Origin of the sequence: Agarivorans sp. TSD2052 (assembly GCF_023238625.1) — a bacterium.
GTDB lineage: Bacteria > Pseudomonadota > Gammaproteobacteria > Enterobacterales > Celerinatantimonadaceae > Agarivorans.
Genome location: NZ_CP096670.1, coordinates 2474142 through 2493088, shown reverse-complemented (window position 1 = coordinate 2493088; position 18947 = coordinate 2474142). Strand labels below are relative to the sequence as shown.

At 42.8% G+C, this 18947-nt stretch carries 18 protein-coding genes and 1 other RNA gene; 12 read left to right on the top strand and 7 right to left on the bottom strand.

Annotated features, from left to right (window positions below):
* The first annotated feature begins 9 nt into the window (after window positions 1-9).
* The 8 genes from odhB (at window position 10) to pfkA (ending at window position 7851) form a co-directional block, all read left to right on the top strand.
* Complete coding sequence (gene odhB / locus M0C34_RS11280; RefSeq protein ID WP_248711784.1) at window positions 10-1188, top strand: 2-oxoglutarate dehydrogenase complex dihydrolipoyllysine-residue succinyltransferase; 1179 nt, start codon at window positions 10-12, stop codon at window positions 1186-1188.
* A gap of 92 nt (window positions 1189-1280) precedes the next feature.
* Window positions 1281-2447, top strand: a complete 1167-nt coding sequence (gene sucC, locus M0C34_RS11275) for an ADP-forming succinate--CoA ligase subunit beta (protein WP_248711783.1) — start codon at window positions 1281-1283, stop codon at window positions 2445-2447.
* The gene (gene sucD / locus M0C34_RS11270; protein ID WP_248711782.1) at window positions 2447-3319 is read left to right on the top strand and encodes a succinate--CoA ligase subunit alpha; all 873 of its coding nucleotides are present in this window, start codon (window positions 2447-2449) and stop codon (window positions 3317-3319) included. Before sucC ends, sucD begins: the two co-directional genes overlap by 1 nt.
* Window positions 3320-3481: 162 nt before the next feature.
* The gene (locus M0C34_RS11265; protein WP_248711781.1) at window positions 3482-3955 is read left to right on the top strand and encodes a hypothetical protein; all 474 of its coding nucleotides are present in this window, start codon (window positions 3482-3484) and stop codon (window positions 3953-3955) included.
* Between the two features lie 245 nt (window positions 3956-4200).
* Complete coding sequence (locus tag M0C34_RS11260; protein ID WP_248711780.1) at window positions 4201-4434, top strand: hypothetical protein; 234 nt, start codon at window positions 4201-4203, stop codon at window positions 4432-4434.
* 34 nt (window positions 4435-4468) lie between these two features.
* Window positions 4469-5101 carry an SGNH/GDSL hydrolase family protein gene (locus M0C34_RS11255; protein ID WP_248711779.1) on the top strand — a complete coding sequence of 211 codons (633 nt, stop codon included), beginning with the start codon at window positions 4469-4471 and terminating at the stop codon, window positions 5099-5101.
* Window positions 5102-5150: 49 nt separating this feature from the next.
* Window positions 5151-5897 carry a hypothetical protein gene (locus M0C34_RS11250; RefSeq protein WP_248711778.1) on the top strand — a complete coding sequence of 249 codons (747 nt, stop codon included), beginning with the start codon at window positions 5151-5153 and terminating at the stop codon, window positions 5895-5897.
* Between the two features lie 991 nt (window positions 5898-6888).
* Window positions 6889-7851: a 6-phosphofructokinase gene (gene pfkA, locus M0C34_RS11245; RefSeq protein ID WP_248715631.1), complete on the top strand. Its 963-nt coding sequence runs from the start codon at window positions 6889-6891 to the stop codon at window positions 7849-7851.
* A gap of 64 nt (window positions 7852-7915) precedes the next feature.
* On the opposite strand, the gene M0C34_RS11240 is transcribed toward pfkA, so the two are convergent.
* A complete protein-coding gene (locus tag M0C34_RS11240) occupies window positions 7916-8644 on the bottom strand; it encodes a DUF547 domain-containing protein (protein WP_248711777.1) in 729 nt (242 codons plus the stop codon).
* A gap of 122 nt (window positions 8645-8766) precedes the next feature.
* Between M0C34_RS11240 and ffs the strand changes: the two genes are divergently transcribed.
* Window positions 8767-8863: signal recognition particle sRNA small type (gene ffs, locus M0C34_RS11235), an RNA gene on the top strand.
* Window positions 8864-9330: 467 nt separating this feature from the next.
* On the opposite strand, the gene fruA is transcribed toward ffs, so the two are convergent.
* Genes fruA through fruB form a run of 3 tightly spaced genes read right to left on the bottom strand, consistent with a single transcriptional unit; the run spans window position 9331 to window position 13184 of the window.
* Window positions 9331-11085 carry a PTS fructose transporter subunit IIBC gene (fruA, locus tag M0C34_RS11230; RefSeq protein WP_248711776.1) on the bottom strand — a complete coding sequence of 585 codons (1755 nt, stop codon included), beginning with the start codon at window positions 11083-11085 and terminating at the stop codon, window positions 9331-9333.
* Between the two features lie 19 nt (window positions 11086-11104).
* A complete protein-coding gene (pfkB, locus tag M0C34_RS11225) occupies window positions 11105-12046 on the bottom strand; it encodes a 1-phosphofructokinase (RefSeq protein WP_248711775.1) in 942 nt (313 codons plus the stop codon).
* A 1-nt stretch (window position 12047) separates the two neighbouring features.
* Window positions 12048-13184 carry a fused PTS fructose transporter subunit IIA/HPr protein gene (fruB, locus tag M0C34_RS11220; protein WP_248711774.1) on the bottom strand — a complete coding sequence of 379 codons (1137 nt, stop codon included), beginning with the start codon at window positions 13182-13184 and terminating at the stop codon, window positions 12048-12050.
* A 237-nt stretch (window positions 13185-13421) separates the two neighbouring features.
* Here fruB and cra point away from each other — a divergent pair, with 237 nt between their 5' ends.
* On the top strand, window positions 13422-14408 hold the full coding sequence (cra, locus tag M0C34_RS11215; protein ID WP_248711773.1) for a catabolite repressor/activator: 987 nt from the start codon (window positions 13422-13424) through the stop codon (window positions 14406-14408).
* A gap of 207 nt (window positions 14409-14615) precedes the next feature.
* The gene (locus M0C34_RS11210) at window positions 14616-15596 is read left to right on the top strand and encodes a bile acid:sodium symporter family protein (RefSeq protein WP_248711772.1); all 981 of its coding nucleotides are present in this window, start codon (window positions 14616-14618) and stop codon (window positions 15594-15596) included.
* Between the two features lie 83 nt (window positions 15597-15679).
* On the opposite strand, the gene M0C34_RS11205 is transcribed toward M0C34_RS11210, so the two are convergent.
* Both M0C34_RS11205 and M0C34_RS11200 read right to left on the bottom strand, forming a co-directional pair.
* Entirely contained in the window at window positions 15680-16123 is a 444-nt protein-coding gene (locus M0C34_RS11205; RefSeq protein WP_248711771.1) for a dCMP deaminase family protein, read from the bottom strand.
* 211 nt (window positions 16124-16334) lie between these two features.
* Window positions 16335-17060, bottom strand: coding sequence for a pseudouridine synthase (locus M0C34_RS11200; RefSeq protein WP_248711770.1), 726 nt, complete (start codon window positions 17058-17060; stop codon window positions 16335-16337).
* Between the two features lie 236 nt (window positions 17061-17296).
* Between M0C34_RS11200 and M0C34_RS11195 the strand changes: the two genes are divergently transcribed.
* Window positions 17297-18223 carry a dienelactone hydrolase family protein gene (locus M0C34_RS11195; RefSeq protein ID WP_248711769.1) on the top strand — a complete coding sequence of 309 codons (927 nt, stop codon included), beginning with the start codon at window positions 17297-17299 and terminating at the stop codon, window positions 18221-18223.
* 68 nt (window positions 18224-18291) lie between these two features.
* Here the strand turns inward: M0C34_RS11195 and M0C34_RS11190 are convergent, their stop codons facing one another.
* Window positions 18292-18900, bottom strand: a complete 609-nt coding sequence (locus M0C34_RS11190; protein WP_248711768.1) for a CDP-alcohol phosphatidyltransferase family protein — start codon at window positions 18898-18900, stop codon at window positions 18292-18294.
* Window positions 18901-18947 lie beyond the last annotated feature (47 nt).

The window sequence follows — 18947 nt, the reverse complement described above, 5'->3', positions numbered from 1 at the left end:
GAAGCTTTAATGAGCATTGAAATAAAAGTGCCAGACCTACCTGAATCAGTAGCGGATGCGTCGATTGCCACGTGGCATAAACAGCCAGGCGATACAGTAGAGCGTGACGAAGTTATTGTTGATATCGAAACCGATAAAGTGGTGCTTGAAGTGCCAGCAATGGAAGCCGGTGTTTTAGAAGAAATTATCGAAGCAGAAGGCGCTACGGTTCTTGGACAACAAGTGATCGGCAAAATGAAAGCAGGCGCAGTTGCAGGCGAAGAAGTGACTAGCAAGACAGCAGACACTAGCGCGGCAGACAGCGGCGACGAATTGTCTCCTTCTGTTCGTCGGTTGGTGGCAGAGAAGGGCATCGACGCTTCTGCAATCAAAGGCACTGGCCCAAGTGGTCGTGTTACTAAAGAAGATGTTGAAGCACATATTGCTAAACCAGCCGCCTCAGAAACTAAAGCTAAAGTAGACGCCGCTCCACAAGCGCCTCTATCTTCACGTAGCCAAAAACGTGTAGCAATGACACGGTTACGTAAGCGTGTTGCAGAGCGCTTATTAGAAGCAAAAAATACCACAGCGATGTTAACTACCTTTAATGAAGTTAACATGAAACCCATCATGACGTTGCGTAAGCAATATCAAGAAGTGTTTGAGAAGCGTCACGACATTCGTTTAGGCTTTATGTCGTTCTACGTTAAAGCGGTGGTAGAAGCGCTAAAACGTTTCCCTGAAGTTAACGCCTCTATTGATGGCGATGAAATTGTTTACCACAACTATTTCGATGTCAGCATTGCTGTCTCAACGCCGCGTGGTTTAGTGACACCTGTGCTGCGTGATTGCGATTTGCTCAGTGTTGCCGATATCGAAAAAGGTATTCGCGAACTAGCAATTAAGGGCCGTGATGGCAAACTCACCGTAGATGAGTTAACCGGCGGTAACTTCACCATTACTAACGGTGGTGTATTTGGCTCTCTAATGTCAACGCCAATTATTAATCCGCCGCAAAGTGCCATTTTAGGCATGCACAAAATTCAAGACCGACCAATGGCTGTGAATGGCCAAGTGGAAATTCTACCAATGATGTACTTAGCGTTGTCCTATGACCACCGTTTGGTAGATGGAAAAGAGTCTGTTGGTTTCTTGGTAACCATTAAAGAGTTACTTGAAGATCCAACACGTTTGTTGCTCGACGTGTAATAAAAGTTTGTTTTGGGCCTGAATTTCAGGCCCTTATTCGGAAAGGTGTGCAGCACCTAACATGTATCCCCTAACACTATGGATAGAACATCATGAATTTGCATGAATATCAGGCCAAGCAATTATTTGCCGACTATGGCTTGCCAGTGCCAGAAGGTTACGCCTGTGATACCCCACAAGAAGCAGCTGAAGCTGCGGGCAAAATCCCTGGCACTACATGGGTAGTTAAAACTCAAGTTCACGCAGGTGGACGCGGTAAAGCCGGCGGCGTAAAAGTAACGTCTGATAAAGAAGAAATTAAAGCATTTGCCCAGCAATGGTTAGGCAAAAACTTAGTGACTTATCAAACTGATGCTAATGGCCAGCCAGTATCAAAAATCTTAGTAGAAGAAGCTTCAGATATTGCTAATGAGCTGTATTTAGGCGCTGTTGTTGACCGTGCTTCACGTCGGGTGGTGTTTATGGCATCAACTGAAGGTGGCATGGAAATCGAAAAAGTTGCTGAAGAAACGCCTGAGTTGATTCATCAAATGGCGATTGACCCATTAGTAGGTCCTCAAGCCTATCAAGCGCGTGAATTGGCATTTAAGTTGGGCCTAGAAGGTAACCAAATTCGCCAATTTACTAAAATCTTTATCGGTTTAGCTGAAATGTTCACTGATCATGATTTAGCCTTGCTAGAAATTAACCCACTGGTCGTGACTGGTAGTGGCGATTTAATCTGTCTAGACGGCAAAATTAACATCGATTCAAATGCGATGTATCGCCAGCCTAAACTGCGCGAGATGCACGATCCTTCGCAAGAAGATGAGCGTGAAGCGCATGCTGCACAATGGGAGCTAAACTACGTAGCGCTAGATGGAAGCATTGGTTGTATGGTAAATGGTGCTGGCCTTGCGATGGGTACCATGGATATCGTGCAATTACATGGCGGTTCTCCAGCCAACTTCCTTGATGTTGGTGGCGGTGCAACTAAAGAACGTGTTACAGAAGCATTCAAGATCATCTTGTCAGACGACAAAGTGAAAGCTGTACTGGTAAACATTTTTGGCGGTATTGTTCGTTGTGATTTAATCGCTGACGGTATTATTGGCGCCGTAGAAGAAGTTGGTGTGAGTGTACCCGTTGTTGTTCGCCTTGAAGGTAACAATGCAGAATTAGGTACCCAACGTTTGGCTGAGTCAGGCCTTAACATTATTGCAGCAACCAGCTTAACTGACGCTGCAGAGCAAGTAGTTAAAGCAGCGGAGGCCAAATAATGAGCATTTTAATCGACAAAAATACCAAGGTGATCTGTCAGGGTTTCACGGGTGGACAGGGTACTTTTCACTCAGAACAAGCGATTGAGTACGGAACCCAAATGGTGGGTGGTGTATCACCTGGTAAAGGTGGTCAAACGCATTTAGGTCTGCCTGTATTTAATACCGTAAGTGAAGCAGTACAAGCTACTGGCGCTGATGCTACAGTAATCTATGTACCCGCGCCATTTTGTAAAGACGCTATCTTAGAAGCCATTGCTGCAGGCATTAAAATCATCATCACTATTACTGAAGGCATCCCAACTTTAGATATGCTTGACGTGAAAGTGAAGCTAGATGAAGCCGGTGCACGTATGATTGGCCCTAACTGCCCAGGTGTTATCACGCCTGATCAGTGTAAAATTGGCATCATGCCTGGTCACATTCATCAAGCAGGTAAAGTGGGTATCGTATCACGTTCTGGTACACTCACTTATGAAGCGGTTAAGCAGACTACAGATGAAGGTTTCGGCCAATCTACCTGTGTTGGTATTGGTGGGGACCCCATTCCTGGTTCAAACTTCATCGACATTCTAGAAATGTTCCAAAACGACCCTAAAACCGAAGCCATCGTAATGATTGGCGAAATTGGTGGTAGTGCGGAAGAAGAAGCTGCGGCATATATTAAAGCCAATGTAACTAAACCTGTTGTATCTTACATCGCGGGTGTTACAGCTCCTCCTGGCAAGCGCATGGGCCACGCTGGTGCCATTATCGCTGGCGGTAAAGGTACTGCAGCAGATAAGTTTGCTGCCTTAGAAGATGCGGGTGTGAAAACGGTTCGTAGCTTAGCCGATATAGGCAAAGCACTCCGTGAAATTACCGGCTGGTAAGCATTAAACTCTTTATGAAGGCGCCAACAGGCGCCTTTTTTTTGGTCGCTGCGGCTCAAACATTGCTCTAGATGTCGCCACTCTGCTTTATAACTCGCGCACTCACTATCTCAATGAAATTGAGTATCAAGACCAGTTTGCGCAGAGCGTGAATTTAAACCGATGCGTTGGATCAAAAACCATTTACCATTAGATCGTGGCAACGCTGACAACCCTGCGTTTTTAATTGAACCGGTGGTGTTGGTTGGTGACTTGGACAAAGATATCGCTGGTCGAATCAAATACTCCTCGCAAGCGGGTCGTCAAAAGTTCTTAGATGAATACAAAAAGCTTCAGTTGATGGACTTGTCTGAAGTGCATGCAGGTGGTGCTGGTAACGCGCCAATTTTGGGACAATACCTTGCCAAAACCATTTTGAATAAACACACCAGAAGCTTTATAAACGAAGATTGGCGTCATATTCATTCTTACTTAGTAGACTCTTGTGGGATTAAAGCTAACCGATCGCGCTTGTATTTCTATATCTTTAGTGCGGGCGGTGGAACAGGTTCTGGTATGGCTTCAGAATTTGGATTAGCTCAACAATTTTCATACTTAAGTAAAACTTTCGACTACCAAGTTTCTCAGTCTATCTAGTCTGATAAACGCGACTCTTTTGTGTTTGAACCTATCTTCACTTCGGGTATTTTTATCTTGCCCAACATCTCAGGTAACTGCATTGAAGTATAAGAAGCCTTGCATATTAATGCCGGTAGATTGTTGTGTAAGTACCTTTATGAAGAGTGGGGTTTTTCTTATATTGAAAATTTCACTATCAATATTTATTTTAAAGAAGCGAGTTTTTTGAAAATATTGATATTATTCGACTGTGAAAACAAACAATGGATCCTGTTAAAATTAGCGAATATTCAAAGTTAATGCTTCGTGAATTTATAAATATGTTAATCTCATTGGGAAAAGCAGTAGTTGTAGAAGGTGTTGGTTCCATTGAAGAGCTTGGTATGCTTAAGTCAATGGATTCTAAGTATTTTGTTCGGTTATATTATTCTTACTCTTACTCTAAAATTGTTCCAAAACATATAACGGACAAATTTGATGAAGTTTTTAAGAAGTAAGAATAGGTGATAAAAAATAATGGAGGCGTAACTTATGAACCCAGAAGATAAAATAACTATATTGTTTCAAGGGGATAGTATTACAGATGCAGATAGAAATAAAGAAGATGGATTTGATTTAGGTCATGGATATGCAATGATGGCGGCGTCAATGTTTATTTCAGAACAGCCAGAGCGAAATATACAATTTCTAAACAGAGGGATTAGTGGTAATAGAGTTATTGATTTAAAAAATCGTTGGGAAGAAGACTGTACGGCTCTTTACCCATCAGTGGTTTCAATATTTGTCGGTATAAATGATTGTTGGAGAAGGTATGATGATAATGATCCAATCAGTATTGAAACATTCAGAAATCATTATAAAGATATACTATTACAGGTTAAAGACAAAACAAACGCTAAAATTATAATAGTAGAACCATTTGTTTTACCTTATCCAGAGGATAGAATTAAGTGGAGAGAAGACTTAGATCCAAAGATTAATGTCATAAGAGAATTAGCACGAGAATTTGATGCTCACTTACTACCATTGGACGGTATTATGAATCAGGCATCAGTCTATAGAGAACCAAGCTTTTGGGCTGGTGATGGTGTACATCCATCCTATACGGGACATATGCTCATTGCCAAAGAATGGCTAAAAATTCTTCATAAAATAGTAATGTAGAACGCGAAAGCAACGACTCTCCTGAAGATGTCATGAGGCGGATCCTCCCTTGGAACTCTATGATGCTCTACATAACGATATCATGCGTTATGTAAAGCAAGAAGAAAGTGAGAATGGCAAAGACATAAACGTCAATACCATTGAGAAATATGCCAACCAATATATCTCTCAGCAAATTTTTAATATCTTGACCGCAAAAGCAGTGACCACAGACTACGATGAAAACTATTCCCGCCGCGCGGGTATAGATATTTCTGAAACAGTCCGCTTGGGTGCTAACGACTTATTCATGAGCATGGCTGGGCCTGTAGCCTACGCAGAAAGTGTCGTAAATAAATCAGTCAATGATGATGTAAACATCGATGAGTTGTTCTTTAGAACGATTGATTTTCCGCACTTCACCCGTGATACCCAAGCTATTGAAGGTATCAGCATTCTACCTATTGAATCTCAACGTTATAAGCAGTCATTAAATAAGTATCAAGAAAGCAATTATGATGCAGAGGAACTCAACGAACTACACTTCTTTAAGCACCGCTCGTCGGTTATTTCAATTATTTCGTTACCTAAAGACTATAAACTGTCATTTATGGATCTGAATAAACTAAAAATTCATATCAATACGTTGTTCCCTAATACAACGCTAAAACGTTATGCCTTAGTTATTGGTGCCTCAGCTAACTTGTCGTTAACTACTCTAGTGGCTAAAAGCCCTTGCTTAAGTGACGACTTTTTAACGCTGGTAGTGGCTTACATTAAGCGCTTTCGCCAAAGAAGAATATCGCTACAACGATGATATAGACCAAGCTATTTTGCGCTTTATTACCTAAGATGAGTTTGACCCTGAAGAGCTACAAAAGTTTTTGTTGGAGTTTGAAAATCCAGCGAAAATATTGGATACCAATTGGTATGCAATTAAGCCGATGTATGAGAAGAAATATCGTGAGTTGATTGGTGAGCCGAACAAATTTTTTCGATTAACGATATCCGCTTACACGTTAAAAGCGTTAAGAATGCGATTTAGCATTTACGTGAAATCTATCGTCATCGGATCAGCAAAACTAATATTTTGTCTTTAGATAATAACGTTAATGGGGTGATTAGCTTGTCTACATCGTTGCATGCTAACGAACCGGTGGACGATGCCAAATAACTAAAAAGGGGCTTCAGCCCCTTTTTTGATGAGTACACTTAAACACTAAGCCATTGCTTAGGGCTGAGCCTCATCGGAAAGATTACGCTCTTGCTGGCGTAACAAGTTATAGTTGATCACCGCTTGGCGGTTAGTTTTAATGTTACGTTCGATTGCATATTGAAGGTCAGACTTCATTGAGTTCCCTTAAAATTCGATGAGCAAACTGTTATACCAAAATACCGGCTCAAGTTTGGAAGGGGGATGTTACATTAATGTGAATGCAAAGTGAAGTATTTGCTATGCTTATTCGCGGTGATTGATGTTTTAGTAGACGATTCTAACAGTTAGCTCATTTCTCTAGGTATTCCAAAGCAACTGTTTTGATTAACTTTGGACAAGGGTGATAATTTGTTTCAGAATGTGTGGGTTATCTGATTAGGGTCATAAAACAGTTATCTTGCGCGTGCCACAATGCGCGCATAAATTGTCAGTGTATATACCGCTATCCAACAGGCGGTCTGTTTATAATATTAAATTTTTTATTTTGAATGGATTGTTTAGCCATTTTATTTGTAATGGTTCAAATGGTTTTTCAAAGTAATCGCTTAAATTATTTTGTAAGTTTTGGTCAGTTCAGCTTTGTGAGGGAATGATGGTTAAGAAAATTGGTGTTTTAACTAGTGGTGGCGACGCTCCTGGTATGAATGCAGCGGTACGCGCTGTAGTACGTAGTGCTTTGTCTCAAGGCATTGAAGTATACGGTGTATACGATGGATACATGGGGTTACATGACGATAATATTAAGAAGTTAGATCGTTACAGTGTGTCTGATGTGATAAATCGTGGCGGTACTTTTCTGGGGTCTGCACGCTTCCCTGAATTTAAAGATCCTGCGGTACGTGAAGTCGCAGTTAAAAACCTAGAAAAACACGGTATTGAAGCCTTAGTGGTGGTAGGTGGTGATGGTTCATACATGGGCGCTAAAAAGCTAACTGAAATGGGCTTCCCCTGCATTGGCCTTCCAGGCACTATTGATAATGATATTGCTGGCACCGATTACACCATCGGTTTTGATACTGCGCTAAATGTAGTGATTGATGCCATTGACCGTATTCGTGATACGTCATCTTCGCATAACCGAATTTCTGTTATTGAAATTATGGGGCGTTACTGTGGTGATCTAGCCATGCAAGCTAGTATTGCTGGCGGTGCAGAATATGTGATTATTCCAGAGAAAGGTTTTAATCGCGAAGAGCTGCTTAACAGCTTACAAGATGGCCAGAAAAAAGGTAAAAAACACGCAATTATTGCTATTACCGAACACATCACTAACGTGAACGAGTTGGCTGCTGGTATTGAAATGGCCACTGGTCGTGAAACCAGAGCAACCATTCTTGGTCATATTCAACGTGGCGGCACGCCAACTGGTCGTGACCGTGTTATGGCGAGTAGAATGGGTGCTTATGCCGTTGAGTTGTTAATGCAAGGTGAGGGTGGGCGTTGTATTGGTATACAAAATAACACCATGGTTCATCACGATATTATTGATTGTATCGAAAACATGAAACGTCCATTTAACGAAGAGTTATATAACCTATCTAAGTGCTTGTTTTAATAACTAAACAACTCTCAGGTAAAAAGCCCGGCATGCCGGGCTTTTTTGTTTCTGCTTTTAGCTTCTATGGGTAAGCGTTGAGAGACCAATCGTAATCTAAGTAGCTGACAGAAGCCTGCTCGATGATGTTGGCTTCAGCTCTCAAGTCTTCGGCATATTGGCTTAAATAAAGATTTAAGTCATTGCCAAAGTCATCCTTGTACCATTTAAATATCGACGATAACTTAAGCTTTTTGCTCGTCGGATCGTAATAGTTCTTGTTGCTGCGCAAAAATGCCCTAAACGCTTGGCTGAGTTGCTGTTGAAGTTGTTCACCGGTGTAGGCAACGCTTTGTAAAGGCGGGCAGCTAATAGCCGCACATACTACCGCTGCATGAATTAGCGGATTGTTATATACCGGTCGGATCAGCTGGTGCTCAATATGGTCTAGGCTGACTTGTTCACCAAACAAGGAAAAACGTTTTTTCTTCCATGGAGACTGAAATAAGTTACCCAAGTCACGTATTGAGTTGATGTTAGGGTAGGCGGTTAAAATGAATTGTACTGTATAGGCGTTATAAGCATTTATTAAAAAAGCCAATTGTTCATCATCACCCCAAGCATTAAATTGTTGCTGGCGAATCGCTGCGACTGTATCTAAGTATTGTTCTAGCTTGGCTTGGTCAAAGTTCGCGTAATCAACTCGGCTTTCTTGGTTGGCTACTGGCCAATGGACATACTCGTTCAGTAAATTGTCCCAGTTTGAGTGGTCAAACGTTTCAGCAATCGCAACCGGAGAAGAAATTAAACTCATAAGGATTAAAACTTGAGCAAACAAACCTGATGCAGGTCGAAAAAAGCTTTTTAGCGATTGCAAAACATGAAAGCTTAGGCGAGAATGGCCTCGCTTCTTCGGAAGCTCATCTATGGTGGCCCTATTGGTCCTCCCGCATTGATACTCTGTGAACTCGGCCAGGCCCGGAAGGGAGCAACCGCAGCAGACGACTCGAGTGCCGGGATGTGGCTGGTAGGGTTGCCACCCAATCTTATAAGATATTAAATTACCCATACTTTTCATGTTGTTCCTTTTAATACTCTTAAATTATCTACCTTAAGATAACCCTTTTAAGTCTCTATTTATCGATGTTAAAAAATCATCAATGGTAAGCTCGTTATATTCACTTCGCGGCTATTTTAAGTGCATCTCTTAGTTTACATCGATAGTCAGATTCTCAGCCCTTGAGTGTTTTATTTCGCGCCTCGTGATCCTCTCACTCCTGCTTAGTTTACCGCTGATGTTATGCATAAAGTCTATTATTAAGACAGTGAAACTTGCCAAATAATTTCATGCTGTTGACTTTACCTTCTCTTTTAAAACACCTCGGGTTGCGGGTCTAAGCCAAATGAATTGTATGGCGAGTCAACTATATGATATTCGTAGCTATTTCACATATAAAAAAGCCAACTCCTTGAGTTGGCTTGTTGCAAATAAATGTATAACTAATTGGTCACAGGCACGGCTTTATCAACAGCCTTATCAGACTTTTTGGTCAATGCATAGGCAAAACCGGTTATTGCTGTCCCTGCTGCGATGGCTGCTAGGTATAAAAACACCGGGGAAATCGCATTAGGTATAAATAGTACAAACAGCCCACCGTGCGGTGCCAATAACTCTGCTCCAAACAACATGGATAACGCACCGGTAACCGCACCGCCGGCCATACACGCTGGAATCACCCGCATTGGGTCTTTGGCGGCAAAGGGGATCGCACCTTCAGAAATGAAGCATAAGCCCAGCACAAATGATGCTTTACCAGCCTCTCTCTCACTTTCTATAAACTTGTTGCGCGCAAGGAAGGTTGCCAAGCCCATACCTAAAGCGGGTACCATACCAGCAGCCATTACTGCTGCCATTGGGCCATAAGTTTGAGTAGACAATAAGCCAACACCAAACGTGTATGCGGCTTTGTTTACCGGCCCACCAAGGTCGAAACACATCATGCAACCAAGAATAATGCCTAGTAGTACGGCATTAGTAGAGCCCATGTTATTTAGGAAATCTGTTAAGCCACTCATGGCTGCCGCTACAGGGCTACCTACCACATAAATCATTATTAGACCCACTGCCAAGGTTCCTAAAAATGGCACAATGAGGATAGGCTTAAGGGCTTCCATTGAGCTAGGTAGTTTAATGTTATCTAATAACCACTTGGCTAAGTAACCGGCAATAAAACCAGCCAATATACCCCCTAAGAATCCAGCACCTGTTGAGCTGGCTAACATGCCACCAACCAAGCCAGGAGCAAGCCCCGGCCTATCGGCGATTGAATAGGCTATATAACCGGCTAATACGGGGATCATTAGTGCAAATGCAGACCCCCCACCTATGGTCATTAAGGCTGCAGCTAGCGTACCTTCTTCTTTAAAGGCTTCGATTCCGAATATGAAAGACAACGCAATGCATAGGCCACCCGCTACGACGATAGGTAGCATATGAGAAACGCCGGTCATCAGGTGTTTATAAGCCCCGGTTTTTTCGTTGTTTGCCGCCGATGAGTTATTATTGGCTAAGTGCTGATAAATGGTGGCATCGCTAATAGCAGACTGGTAACAAGCTTTCGTTTTTTTAAGTGCGATACCGGTTGATGTTTTATACAGTTTCTTACCTTGAAATCTGGCCAAATCAACTTCGATATCGGCGGCAATAATCACTAAGTCGGCAGCCGCTATTTCAGCTTCAGTTAGTTGGTTCTTTGCTCCAACAGAGCCGCGGGTTTCAATTTTCACTCTATGACCTAGGCTTTTCCCTATATCTTCAAGGGCTTCAGCGGCCATAAAAGTATGAGCTACGCCAGTGGGGCAAGCAGTAATACCAACAATATTTAGCGACGAATTGGTGGTAGTAGGTGTTGCTGTAGAATGTTGTGGGGCAGAGAACGTAACTGCCTTTTCTTTGGCCAAATTCAAAAAGTTTTTTGGATCCGAGATAACTTCACTCGGTAATGCTTGGTAAACAAGCTTATCGTTAAAGCGCGATAGCCTTAGGTGCTGATAACACTGTGGATCAGCCACAATGATAACCAGTTCGGCGCCATCAATAGCTGTTTGCTTTAAGGGCGTGTTTTCTTTAATCGTAGAATGACATTCAATGACACTGGGCCATGCTTGTTCTTTAGTGGCCTGTTCTAGTAGACCTGCTGTAATTATGCTGTTGGCAATACCGCTAGGGCAAGCTGTAACAATTACCGTATTCATATGCAATTCCTTGGTCTGTTTAAAGTTGCGTAATGATAGTTTGCTGCTGAACCTTTGCTAAGGCGTCTAAGGCAGGTAAACCAACATTGGTTTGAGCGACAGCCAATGCAGACATCGCACTGGCAAAATTTAGTTGTTGGATGGGGTCAAATTGCTGTATCAGTCCCCAGCAGAAACTTGCGACAAAAGTATCGCCAGCCCCCACGGTGCTTACCACTTTCATGCTCGGCGGCTGGGCTTGCATCCATCGTTCTCGGTGTAACCATAATGCCCCTTTTTCCCCGCGAGAAATGACAACGTGCTCAATGCCCTTGAGTGCTAAGTTAGCGCTAGGTAGTTTGATGTCATCGATGCTATTTAAAGCTTGTTGGCAAAGCTCTTCTAGCTCATCTTGATTGGGTTTTATCATGTGAGGTGCGGCCTCAATTGCTGCTATAAGCGCCTCTCCTGAGGTATCCACAAGTACTTTACAGCCTTTATTTTTGGCCAATTTAATCCATCCGGCTAATTGACTCGCTGGTAAGCCTTTAGGCAGGCTTCCTGCAAACACGACATACGCATAATGCTGACACAGTTGTTCTAGTTTGTTGTTAAACGCAGTAATCGTTTGCTCGGTTATAGAAAAACCAGGGAAATTGAGATCTGTCACTGCGCCACTGCATGCCACCACTTTCACATTGGTGCGAGTGGCTCCTGCAACTCTTACAAATTCGTCTGTAATATTGTGTTGGTCAAACAGGGCTTCAAAGGCCGAGGCGTTCTCGATACCAAGAAAACCAGATACACAGACATTTGCGCCTAGCTCTGCCAGTACTTTGGCCACGTTTACGCCTTTACCGGCAGGGTGTAAGTTGGCATCAGTGATGGCATTGACTTTACCTAACCGTATATTCTGTAAGTTGCCGGTAAGATCTAAAGCTGGATTTAGCGTAATACAAAGTACCGCGTTGTTTTTGTTCATTTTAGTCTTCTCCTAAACCGGCGGCGATGGCGTTGCCTAGCGCTTCTAGGGCGTGGGGGGCGTCGTCTCCGTCGGCAACAAATTGCAGTTTGTCTTTGTATTTCACGCCTAAAGTCATTACCTTCATTAAGCTTTTAGCGTTCACAGTTGCCGATTCGCTACTGATATTCGTGACGTTAATGGAGGATGAAAACTTCTTCGCTTCTGCGACGAGCAAAGCGCCGGGGCGAGCATGTAAACCATGCAGGTTGGTGATTTCGAATACTGCTACATTGTCTCCGCTGCTTGGCGTTGCGCTGGGTGTTTGTTGCTGAGTAAGGCAGTTGACTAAGTCTGTAGTGGTTAATTGAGCGAAACTAACTAACCCGTCCTCGAATAACTGCAGGCTAAGGGCTTCTAAAATCGATGCGTAACAGGGGTTAGCTGCGCTTACCATCAATAGCCCTTTGACCGGAAGGTTCTCGTGTTCAAATTCTTCAGCCACTTTAACTACACAAGCACCGCTGCGCAGAGCCCCTTCAGTTAAACAACTTAGCCAATAACCGTTGGCTAAGTAACCAGGGTTTATCTCAAGAGCTGCAGCAATCGCCTGTTGGTTGATCAGTTGTCTATTTTTTAATGTGCCAGCGGCTACAGCTTTAAGTTGTATTAAACTATTTACTGGAAAGTTATCCAAAACTAACTGGCTGTCGAACTCAACTTCTAGTTGAGTATCGCCGTTTAGTAAATTGATTAAAGTGTCAATGTTAGTCGCATTTCTAATCAGTTCATCTGCACCATCCATAGACAATACTTTGGTGAGTTGTTTTAAAATGACTAGGTGTTCAGCAGATTTCGCGGCGATGCCAATCGCTAAATAGACAGTATTACCATCGCCCCAATCCACACCTAAAGGGTAGTGGTGTACAGATACACCGGTAGATTTTACTAGGCTTCTGGTTTCGGTTGTTCCGTGTGGTATTGCGATACCATTACCTAGGTAAGTTGAATTTACTTGTTCTCTTTCAAGCATACCGTTTACATAATCGGCAGTAACCAGACCGTTCTCAAATAAGGCTTTAGCCAAAAACGTAATGGCTGATTGTTTGTTTTCGGCGCTCTGGTCGAGATGTATATCTTTAGGTACTAGCGTTAACATATTTAAGGTTCCTGTTAAATTACGCCACCTGTCTACCGGAGGTGACTATTGCTGAAACGATTCAGCAAATTGTCTTTAAAAAAAGTTTGAGGGCCTTAATATGGGCTTTATCAAACTATTAATGACATACTGAATCGATTCAGCTAATATTGCAAATGTTCTTATGAAAGTTGTAAACAAAAAGTGATCGCGATCACGAGTGATCCTTTTTAGTGGTGTTATCGGATAGGTGAAAAAATGAAATTGGATGAGATTGCCTTACTCGCTGGGGTATCAAAAACCACGGCAAGTTACGTCATAAACGGTAAAGCAGAGAAGTATCGAATTAGCCAAAAAACCCAGCAGCGTGTACTTGCTGTTGTTAATAAACATGACTATCAGCCTAACCATGCCGCCAGCCTACTAAGAGGTGGAGCCAGTAAAACCTTTGGCTTAGTAATACCCGATCTTGAGAATAGCAGTTATGCCAAATTAGCCAAATTGCTGGAACGTGATGCGCGCAAGCAAGGTTATCATTTCATTATTTGTTGTAGCGATGATGACCCTGCTAATGAGCAAGTGGTAGTGAATAGCTTAATCAGTCGTCACATCGATGTGTTGATTGTTGCGAGTTGCTTGCCTGCGTCTGATGGTTTTTATTTAGGCGTTCAACAACAAGGGATCCCCGTAATAGCGGTGGATAGGATGTTTAACGACGAGCATTTCTGTAGCGTCATTAGTGAAGATTTTGATGGTGCCGCTAGCTTAACTCAGTCTCTGATTGATCGGGGCTGTAATAGTGTTGGTTTGGTCGCCGCCTCCCGCGATTTAATCGTGTCAAAGGAGCGTGAGCAAGGGTATCAAGCAGCCATTGATAAAAGTCCAAGAAAACTCGATAACCGGATCAGTTATGGTGAGCGCTTTTCTCGAGAGCAAGCATCAAAAATAATTAGGCAATGGCTGGCAGACGATTGCCTACCAGAAGGCATCGTCACTACCTCGTATATTTTGTTCGAAGGGGTGATGGATGTTCTCGTTGAATACCCAGAATTGTCAAAACGAATAAGCTTAGCAACCTTTGGTGACCATGCTTTACTCAATATGCTAACCATAAAGGTGCAGTCACTACCTCAACAACTGGATATCATTGCAGATAAATCGTTAGCTCTAGCTTTGGCTGCTGCCAGTGGTAAGTATCAAACTGGGGTGGAGGTTATTCCTCGTAAATTGGTCACTAGAGCATAAACGGTCATTTATGCTTGGCTGGTACCGTTGATTAAGTTCAGGTTCCAACTAAGCAGAGATGACCAAATGCGCTATGTTTGGTTGCAAAAATACTCAGGCTTTGTGAGTTTGGCTTTATCGACCTGTCTCGTTCTTATCGCACTTAGCGACAGACTTAAATTCAGGTAACATGGCATTATTCCGTCAAATAGAAGAGTTTTCTAAATAATGAAGCTGTTAGCTGTTCTGAAAAAAGAATGGTTTTTACTGGGTATGCTGCTCGCCATATTTGCCGCATTATTGCTACCCAATTTAGGGCGTTCTGGGGGGGGATTGCAGCTCGATAGTGTGACTGGGGTTGGCATAGCTATTATCTTTTTTCTACATGGTGTAGGTCTCTCTCCACGAGAAATAAGACAGGGCATCCAGAATTGGCGTCTGCACCTATTGGTTCAATCCACGACCTTCTTATTTTACCCGCTGTTATGGTTGTTGCTTGGCGATGCTCTGCATGCCTTAATGCCCAGTGCTTTGGCTTTTGGGTTTTGCTTTTTATTTACGCTACCCAGCACCATTTCATCTTCTGTGGCAATGACCAGCATTGCTAAGGGTAATGTGGCTGGTGCGGTATTCAATGCCTCCTTATCTAGCTTGCTTGGGGTATTAATTACGCCCTTGTTGGTTCAGTTGTTTATGGGCTTTGATGGGGTAAGCATGGATATTGGCGCCACCGTGAGTGCTATTTGCAAAATGTTGTTATTGCCTATGGTGACAGGGCAACTATTACGTCCGTTTTTGCTTAACTCGTTTCAGCGACACAAAAATGTGGTCAATAAAATTGATAAGTGGGTAATTTTACTGATCGTATACAACGCGTTTTGCGACTCAGTGGTGGAGAATATTTGGGGCGGTTTCAGCTTAACGACATTATTACTCGCCTTATTGATGTGTATTCTGGTATTGCTGACAGTGATTAATGGCTTAGTTTATGTGGCTAGAAAACTTCATTTTTCTGTTGAAGACGAAATAGCCGCAGTATTTTGTGGCTCTAAAAAAACCTTAGCGGCGGGGGTGCCGATGGCCAAAGTGATTTTTGGCAGTGATCCTAATTTGGGCATGCTGTTGTTGCCAATCATGCTCTATCACCCGATACAAATATTTTATTGCGCAATATTAGCAAATCGCTACGCCGCTCGAGCTAGCGATTAAACACTAAGCCATAGAACAGCAACGTTTAATGTTCTATGGTCCAGTGAATTAGGGCGCTGAAGGTCAGTGTTTTTGATTGTGGCTTAATGAAGCTCTTCTAACGGTAACCAATCCACAGCTACATCCGCTTGAGCAAACATATCTTGGCTGATTTTTATCTTCTCTCCCCAACGTGAAAGAAAGTCTTCACTTTGTTCTGGGCAGTGCACAGTAGTGATACCGGTTTGAATGATTTTAGCTGCGCAATTAGGGCAGGGGAAGTGAGTAACCCATACTTCGCAACCCGATAAGTCTCGCTTGGCAAATAAAATAGCGTTTTCTTCGGCATGTAAGGTTTTAAGCAATTTCATTTCGCGATTGTCAGTTTCAGCACTGTCAGAAATACCATGCGGGTATCCATTAAATCCGAGAGATACAATACGATTATGCTCGGTAATGACGGCACCTACTTGAGTCGATGGATCTTTACTCCATGAGCCAACTAATTCAGCCATTTGAAAGAAACGTTTTGCCCACTTCGAAATCATTATTTTACCTCTCATCAATAGTCGTCGTATTGTGCGCAACTTAAGCCTTGCTTGCAAGCCGCCTCAGTGTTTATCGTTCAGCATTATCGCGGTCGGCAGCTATACGATGAAAACCCAAGGTATAGCGTTGTACTGACTCATATAACGTTGGTTGTGGTTAAGCACTTATTGGAACACCGTTACCAGGGTGAATGTTATTTTTCGCGTTGCCTCAAAGCGTGTTTGATTCGGTAAAACTATCTATTTCTTGTTGATTCAACTCTCGCCAAACCCCAGGGGGGATATCTAGTTTTACTTTACCAATTTGCTGCCGATGTAAGGCCTCTACTTTATTACCGATAGCAGCAAACATTCGCTTAACTTGATGAAACTTTCCTTCTGTGATGGTTAGCAGTACTTGTTTAGGAGACAGGAGCTGAATAATTGCAGGGCGGGTAAGCTTATCCTCACCTTGAAGTTTTATTCCCTGTTGTATAGCACTTATTGATTGTTGGCTTATCTGATTACGTAAATTTACCCGATAGACTTTCTGGCAGTGCTGATCTGGCCGAGTAATATTAAATGACCAATGTCCATCGTCGGTGGCGAGCACTAAGCCTGTGGTATCAGCATCTAAACGACCTGCAATATGCATTAGTGCTACATCATATTGGCGATGGTTCTCTTCGCTATATAAGCCTACTGCAGAGAATACTGATGGGTAAACTTCATCGACATTGGAACAAACAGTGTTGGCCGGTTTGTGAATCATCAAATAGCGAGGTGGCCTCGCTATTAGTATTTGTTTATTCATCGTTACGCAATTATTTGCATGCACCTGAGCATTGGCTTCCTTTATCACTTTTTGGTTTACCATTACTTGCCCTTCGCGAATAAGGGTTTGGGCTTGAAGGCGATTTAAGAGGGTACTTTTACATATAAATTTGTCTAAACGCATTGCCGACTACTAAAGCAAAATCTGATAGGAGGCAGTGTAACATAGCGCGAACAAATCATTTTAGAGCGCGCTCAGAGGTGCTAGCTAGAGGCTCAAACTGCCTTCTTGGTATTCATCATTTAAAAATACAAATAATCAACAAAAGGTGGATTTATTTAACATTAAGCTCTTTACTAGATATCAGCAGCTTTCTTGCTAAAGCTTGATGATTGGCTTATTAAATGGAGATTACGACAATGACATCCCCTACTCAGAATACATACAAGCAGTACTCTACTCATTCTCCCGAATACTCGATTCCGCAAGAAGCCTTTGACTGGTACGATGAATATGCTCATGGACTTATTGACCGGCGTACTTTCTTAGCCAAGCTGTCTAAATTGGTCGCGTTGGGTTTTTCTATGTCGGTTCTCTCTGCGGCATTGTTACCTAACTATGCTTTAGCTGAGCAGGTGTCGTTTAACGATGCGGACATTAAAGCTGAATACGCTACGTTTGCATCACCCAATGGCTATGGTGAGGGGCGTGGTTATTTGGTTACTCCTGCGAGCTTAAGTGGTCAAGCCCCGGTGGTGTTGGTGGTGCATGAGAATAGAGGATTAAATCCTTATATTAAAGATGTCGCTCGGCGCTTGGCTAAAGCAGGTTTTATCGCTTTTGCCCCAGACGCATTGCATACCTTAGGTGGTTACCCCGGCAACGATGACGAAGGCCGAAGCATGCAGAAGTCCCTCGACAAAGCTAAAATAGAACAAGACTTTCTCGCCGCAGCGTCTTTTTTGAAGGCTCACCCCGCCAGCAATGGTAAATTAGGGGCTGTTGGTTTTTGTTTTGGTGGCTACGTGGTCAATATGTTGGCAGCCAGAATGGGTGAGCAATTAGCGGCAGGTGTTCCTTTTTATGGTACACCTGCGGCAAAAGAGTTGAGAGCAAATATTCAAGCGCCTTTGCTCATTCAACTCGCAGAGTTAGATAAAAGAGTTAATGCAACTTGGCCTGATTATGAGCAAGACCTAAAGGCCAATGATGCCATATTTGAGATGCACATGTATCCCCAAGCTAACCATGGATTTCATAATGACTCTACCGGTCGCTATGATAAAGATAATGCCGAGTTAGCATGGAGCCGCACCTTGAACTTTTTTAAACAGCATTTAGCTTAGGTTATTTCGCGGTGGGCGACGAATGATGTTAGTCGCTCATTGAGTCAAATGGCGGTTAAATTATATTCTTAATCAGTAAATGTCGCTTTGGCTGCAATGATTCGTGTCACCGTTGTAATCGCGCATAAGCCCGCAAAACAAAACGCTATTGCGCTGAAGTATTGCGGGAATAAACAAAATAGTACAAAGGTGGCTATGGTCTCGGTGCCTTCGGTTAATCCCCCCAGGTAATACAAAGATTTGTGGGGATATACCGTGCTATCTATATTGCGCTTGGCCGCCATAATAGCGAAGGTTAAGAAGCTTGAACCAGTGCCCATGAAGGTCCAGATCAGTAGATTGGCCGCTAGGGCATTTTGCTCAGGCGCGGCCAAGGCAAAACCCAACACAATGCCCGAGTAAAAAATAAAGTCACAAACAATGTCTAAGTAGCCACCAAAATCACTACAGCCTTGGCGTCGAGCTAATGCACCATCAAGACCATCAAAGCTGCGATTAAGTAAGATGAGTATAAGTGCAATGGTGTATTGCTGAAATGCTAAGAAGGGGATAGCCGCTAAACCAATAGCAAAGCCGATTAAGGTAATTTGATTAGCGCTAAAACCTGCATTATCGAGTAATTTGGCACTGTAATCTAACGGGGCTTTTATGACTTTTATGGCGTAACGGTCTAACATTCTTGTCCTACTTCTTTTGCTATGTTGTGTAAATTTGCCGCTGGTAT

Coding starts and splice junctions, on each gene's coding strand:
- pfkA (WP_248715631.1), top strand. CDS start 6,889: ATGGTTAAGAAAATTGGTGTTTTAACTAGTGGTGGCGACGCTCCTGGT.
- M0C34_RS11205 (WP_248711771.1), bottom strand. CDS start 16,123: ATGATTTCGAAGTGGGCAAAACGTTTCTTTCAAATGGCTGAATTAGTT.
- M0C34_RS11260 (WP_248711780.1), top strand. CDS start 4,201: ATGGATCCTGTTAAAATTAGCGAATATTCAAAGTTAATGCTTCGTGAA.
- M0C34_RS11265 (WP_248711781.1), top strand. CDS start 3,482: ATGCGTTGGATCAAAAACCATTTACCATTAGATCGTGGCAACGCTGAC.
- sucC (WP_248711783.1), top strand. CDS start 1,281: ATGAATTTGCATGAATATCAGGCCAAGCAATTATTTGCCGACTATGGC.
- M0C34_RS11200 (WP_248711770.1), bottom strand. CDS start 17,060: ATGCGTTTAGACAAATTTATATGTAAAAGTACCCTCTTAAATCGCCTT.
- M0C34_RS11190 (WP_248711768.1), bottom strand. CDS start 18,900: ATGTTAGACCGTTACGCCATAAAAGTCATAAAAGCCCCGTTAGATTAC.
- fruA (WP_248711776.1), bottom strand. CDS start 11,085: ATGAATACGGTAATTGTTACAGCTTGCCCTAGCGGTATTGCCAACAGC.
- sucD (WP_248711782.1), top strand. CDS start 2,447: ATGAGCATTTTAATCGACAAAAATACCAAGGTGATCTGTCAGGGTTTC.
- cra (WP_248711773.1), top strand. CDS start 13,422: ATGAAATTGGATGAGATTGCCTTACTCGCTGGGGTATCAAAAACCACG.
- M0C34_RS11255 (WP_248711779.1), top strand. CDS start 4,469: ATGAACCCAGAAGATAAAATAACTATATTGTTTCAAGGGGATAGTATT.
- odhB (WP_248711784.1), top strand. CDS start 10: ATGAGCATTGAAATAAAAGTGCCAGACCTACCTGAATCAGTAGCGGAT.
- M0C34_RS11210 (WP_248711772.1), top strand. CDS start 14,616: ATGAAGCTGTTAGCTGTTCTGAAAAAAGAATGGTTTTTACTGGGTATG.
- M0C34_RS11240 (WP_248711777.1), bottom strand. CDS start 8,644: ATGAGTTTAATTTCTTCTCCGGTTGCGATTGCTGAAACGTTTGACCAC.
- fruB (WP_248711774.1), bottom strand. CDS start 13,184: ATGTTAACGCTAGTACCTAAAGATATACATCTCGACCAGAGCGCCGAA.
- pfkB (WP_248711775.1), bottom strand. CDS start 12,046: ATGAACAAAAACAACGCGGTACTTTGTATTACGCTAAATCCAGCTTTA.
- M0C34_RS11195 (WP_248711769.1), top strand. CDS start 17,297: ATGACATCCCCTACTCAGAATACATACAAGCAGTACTCTACTCATTCT.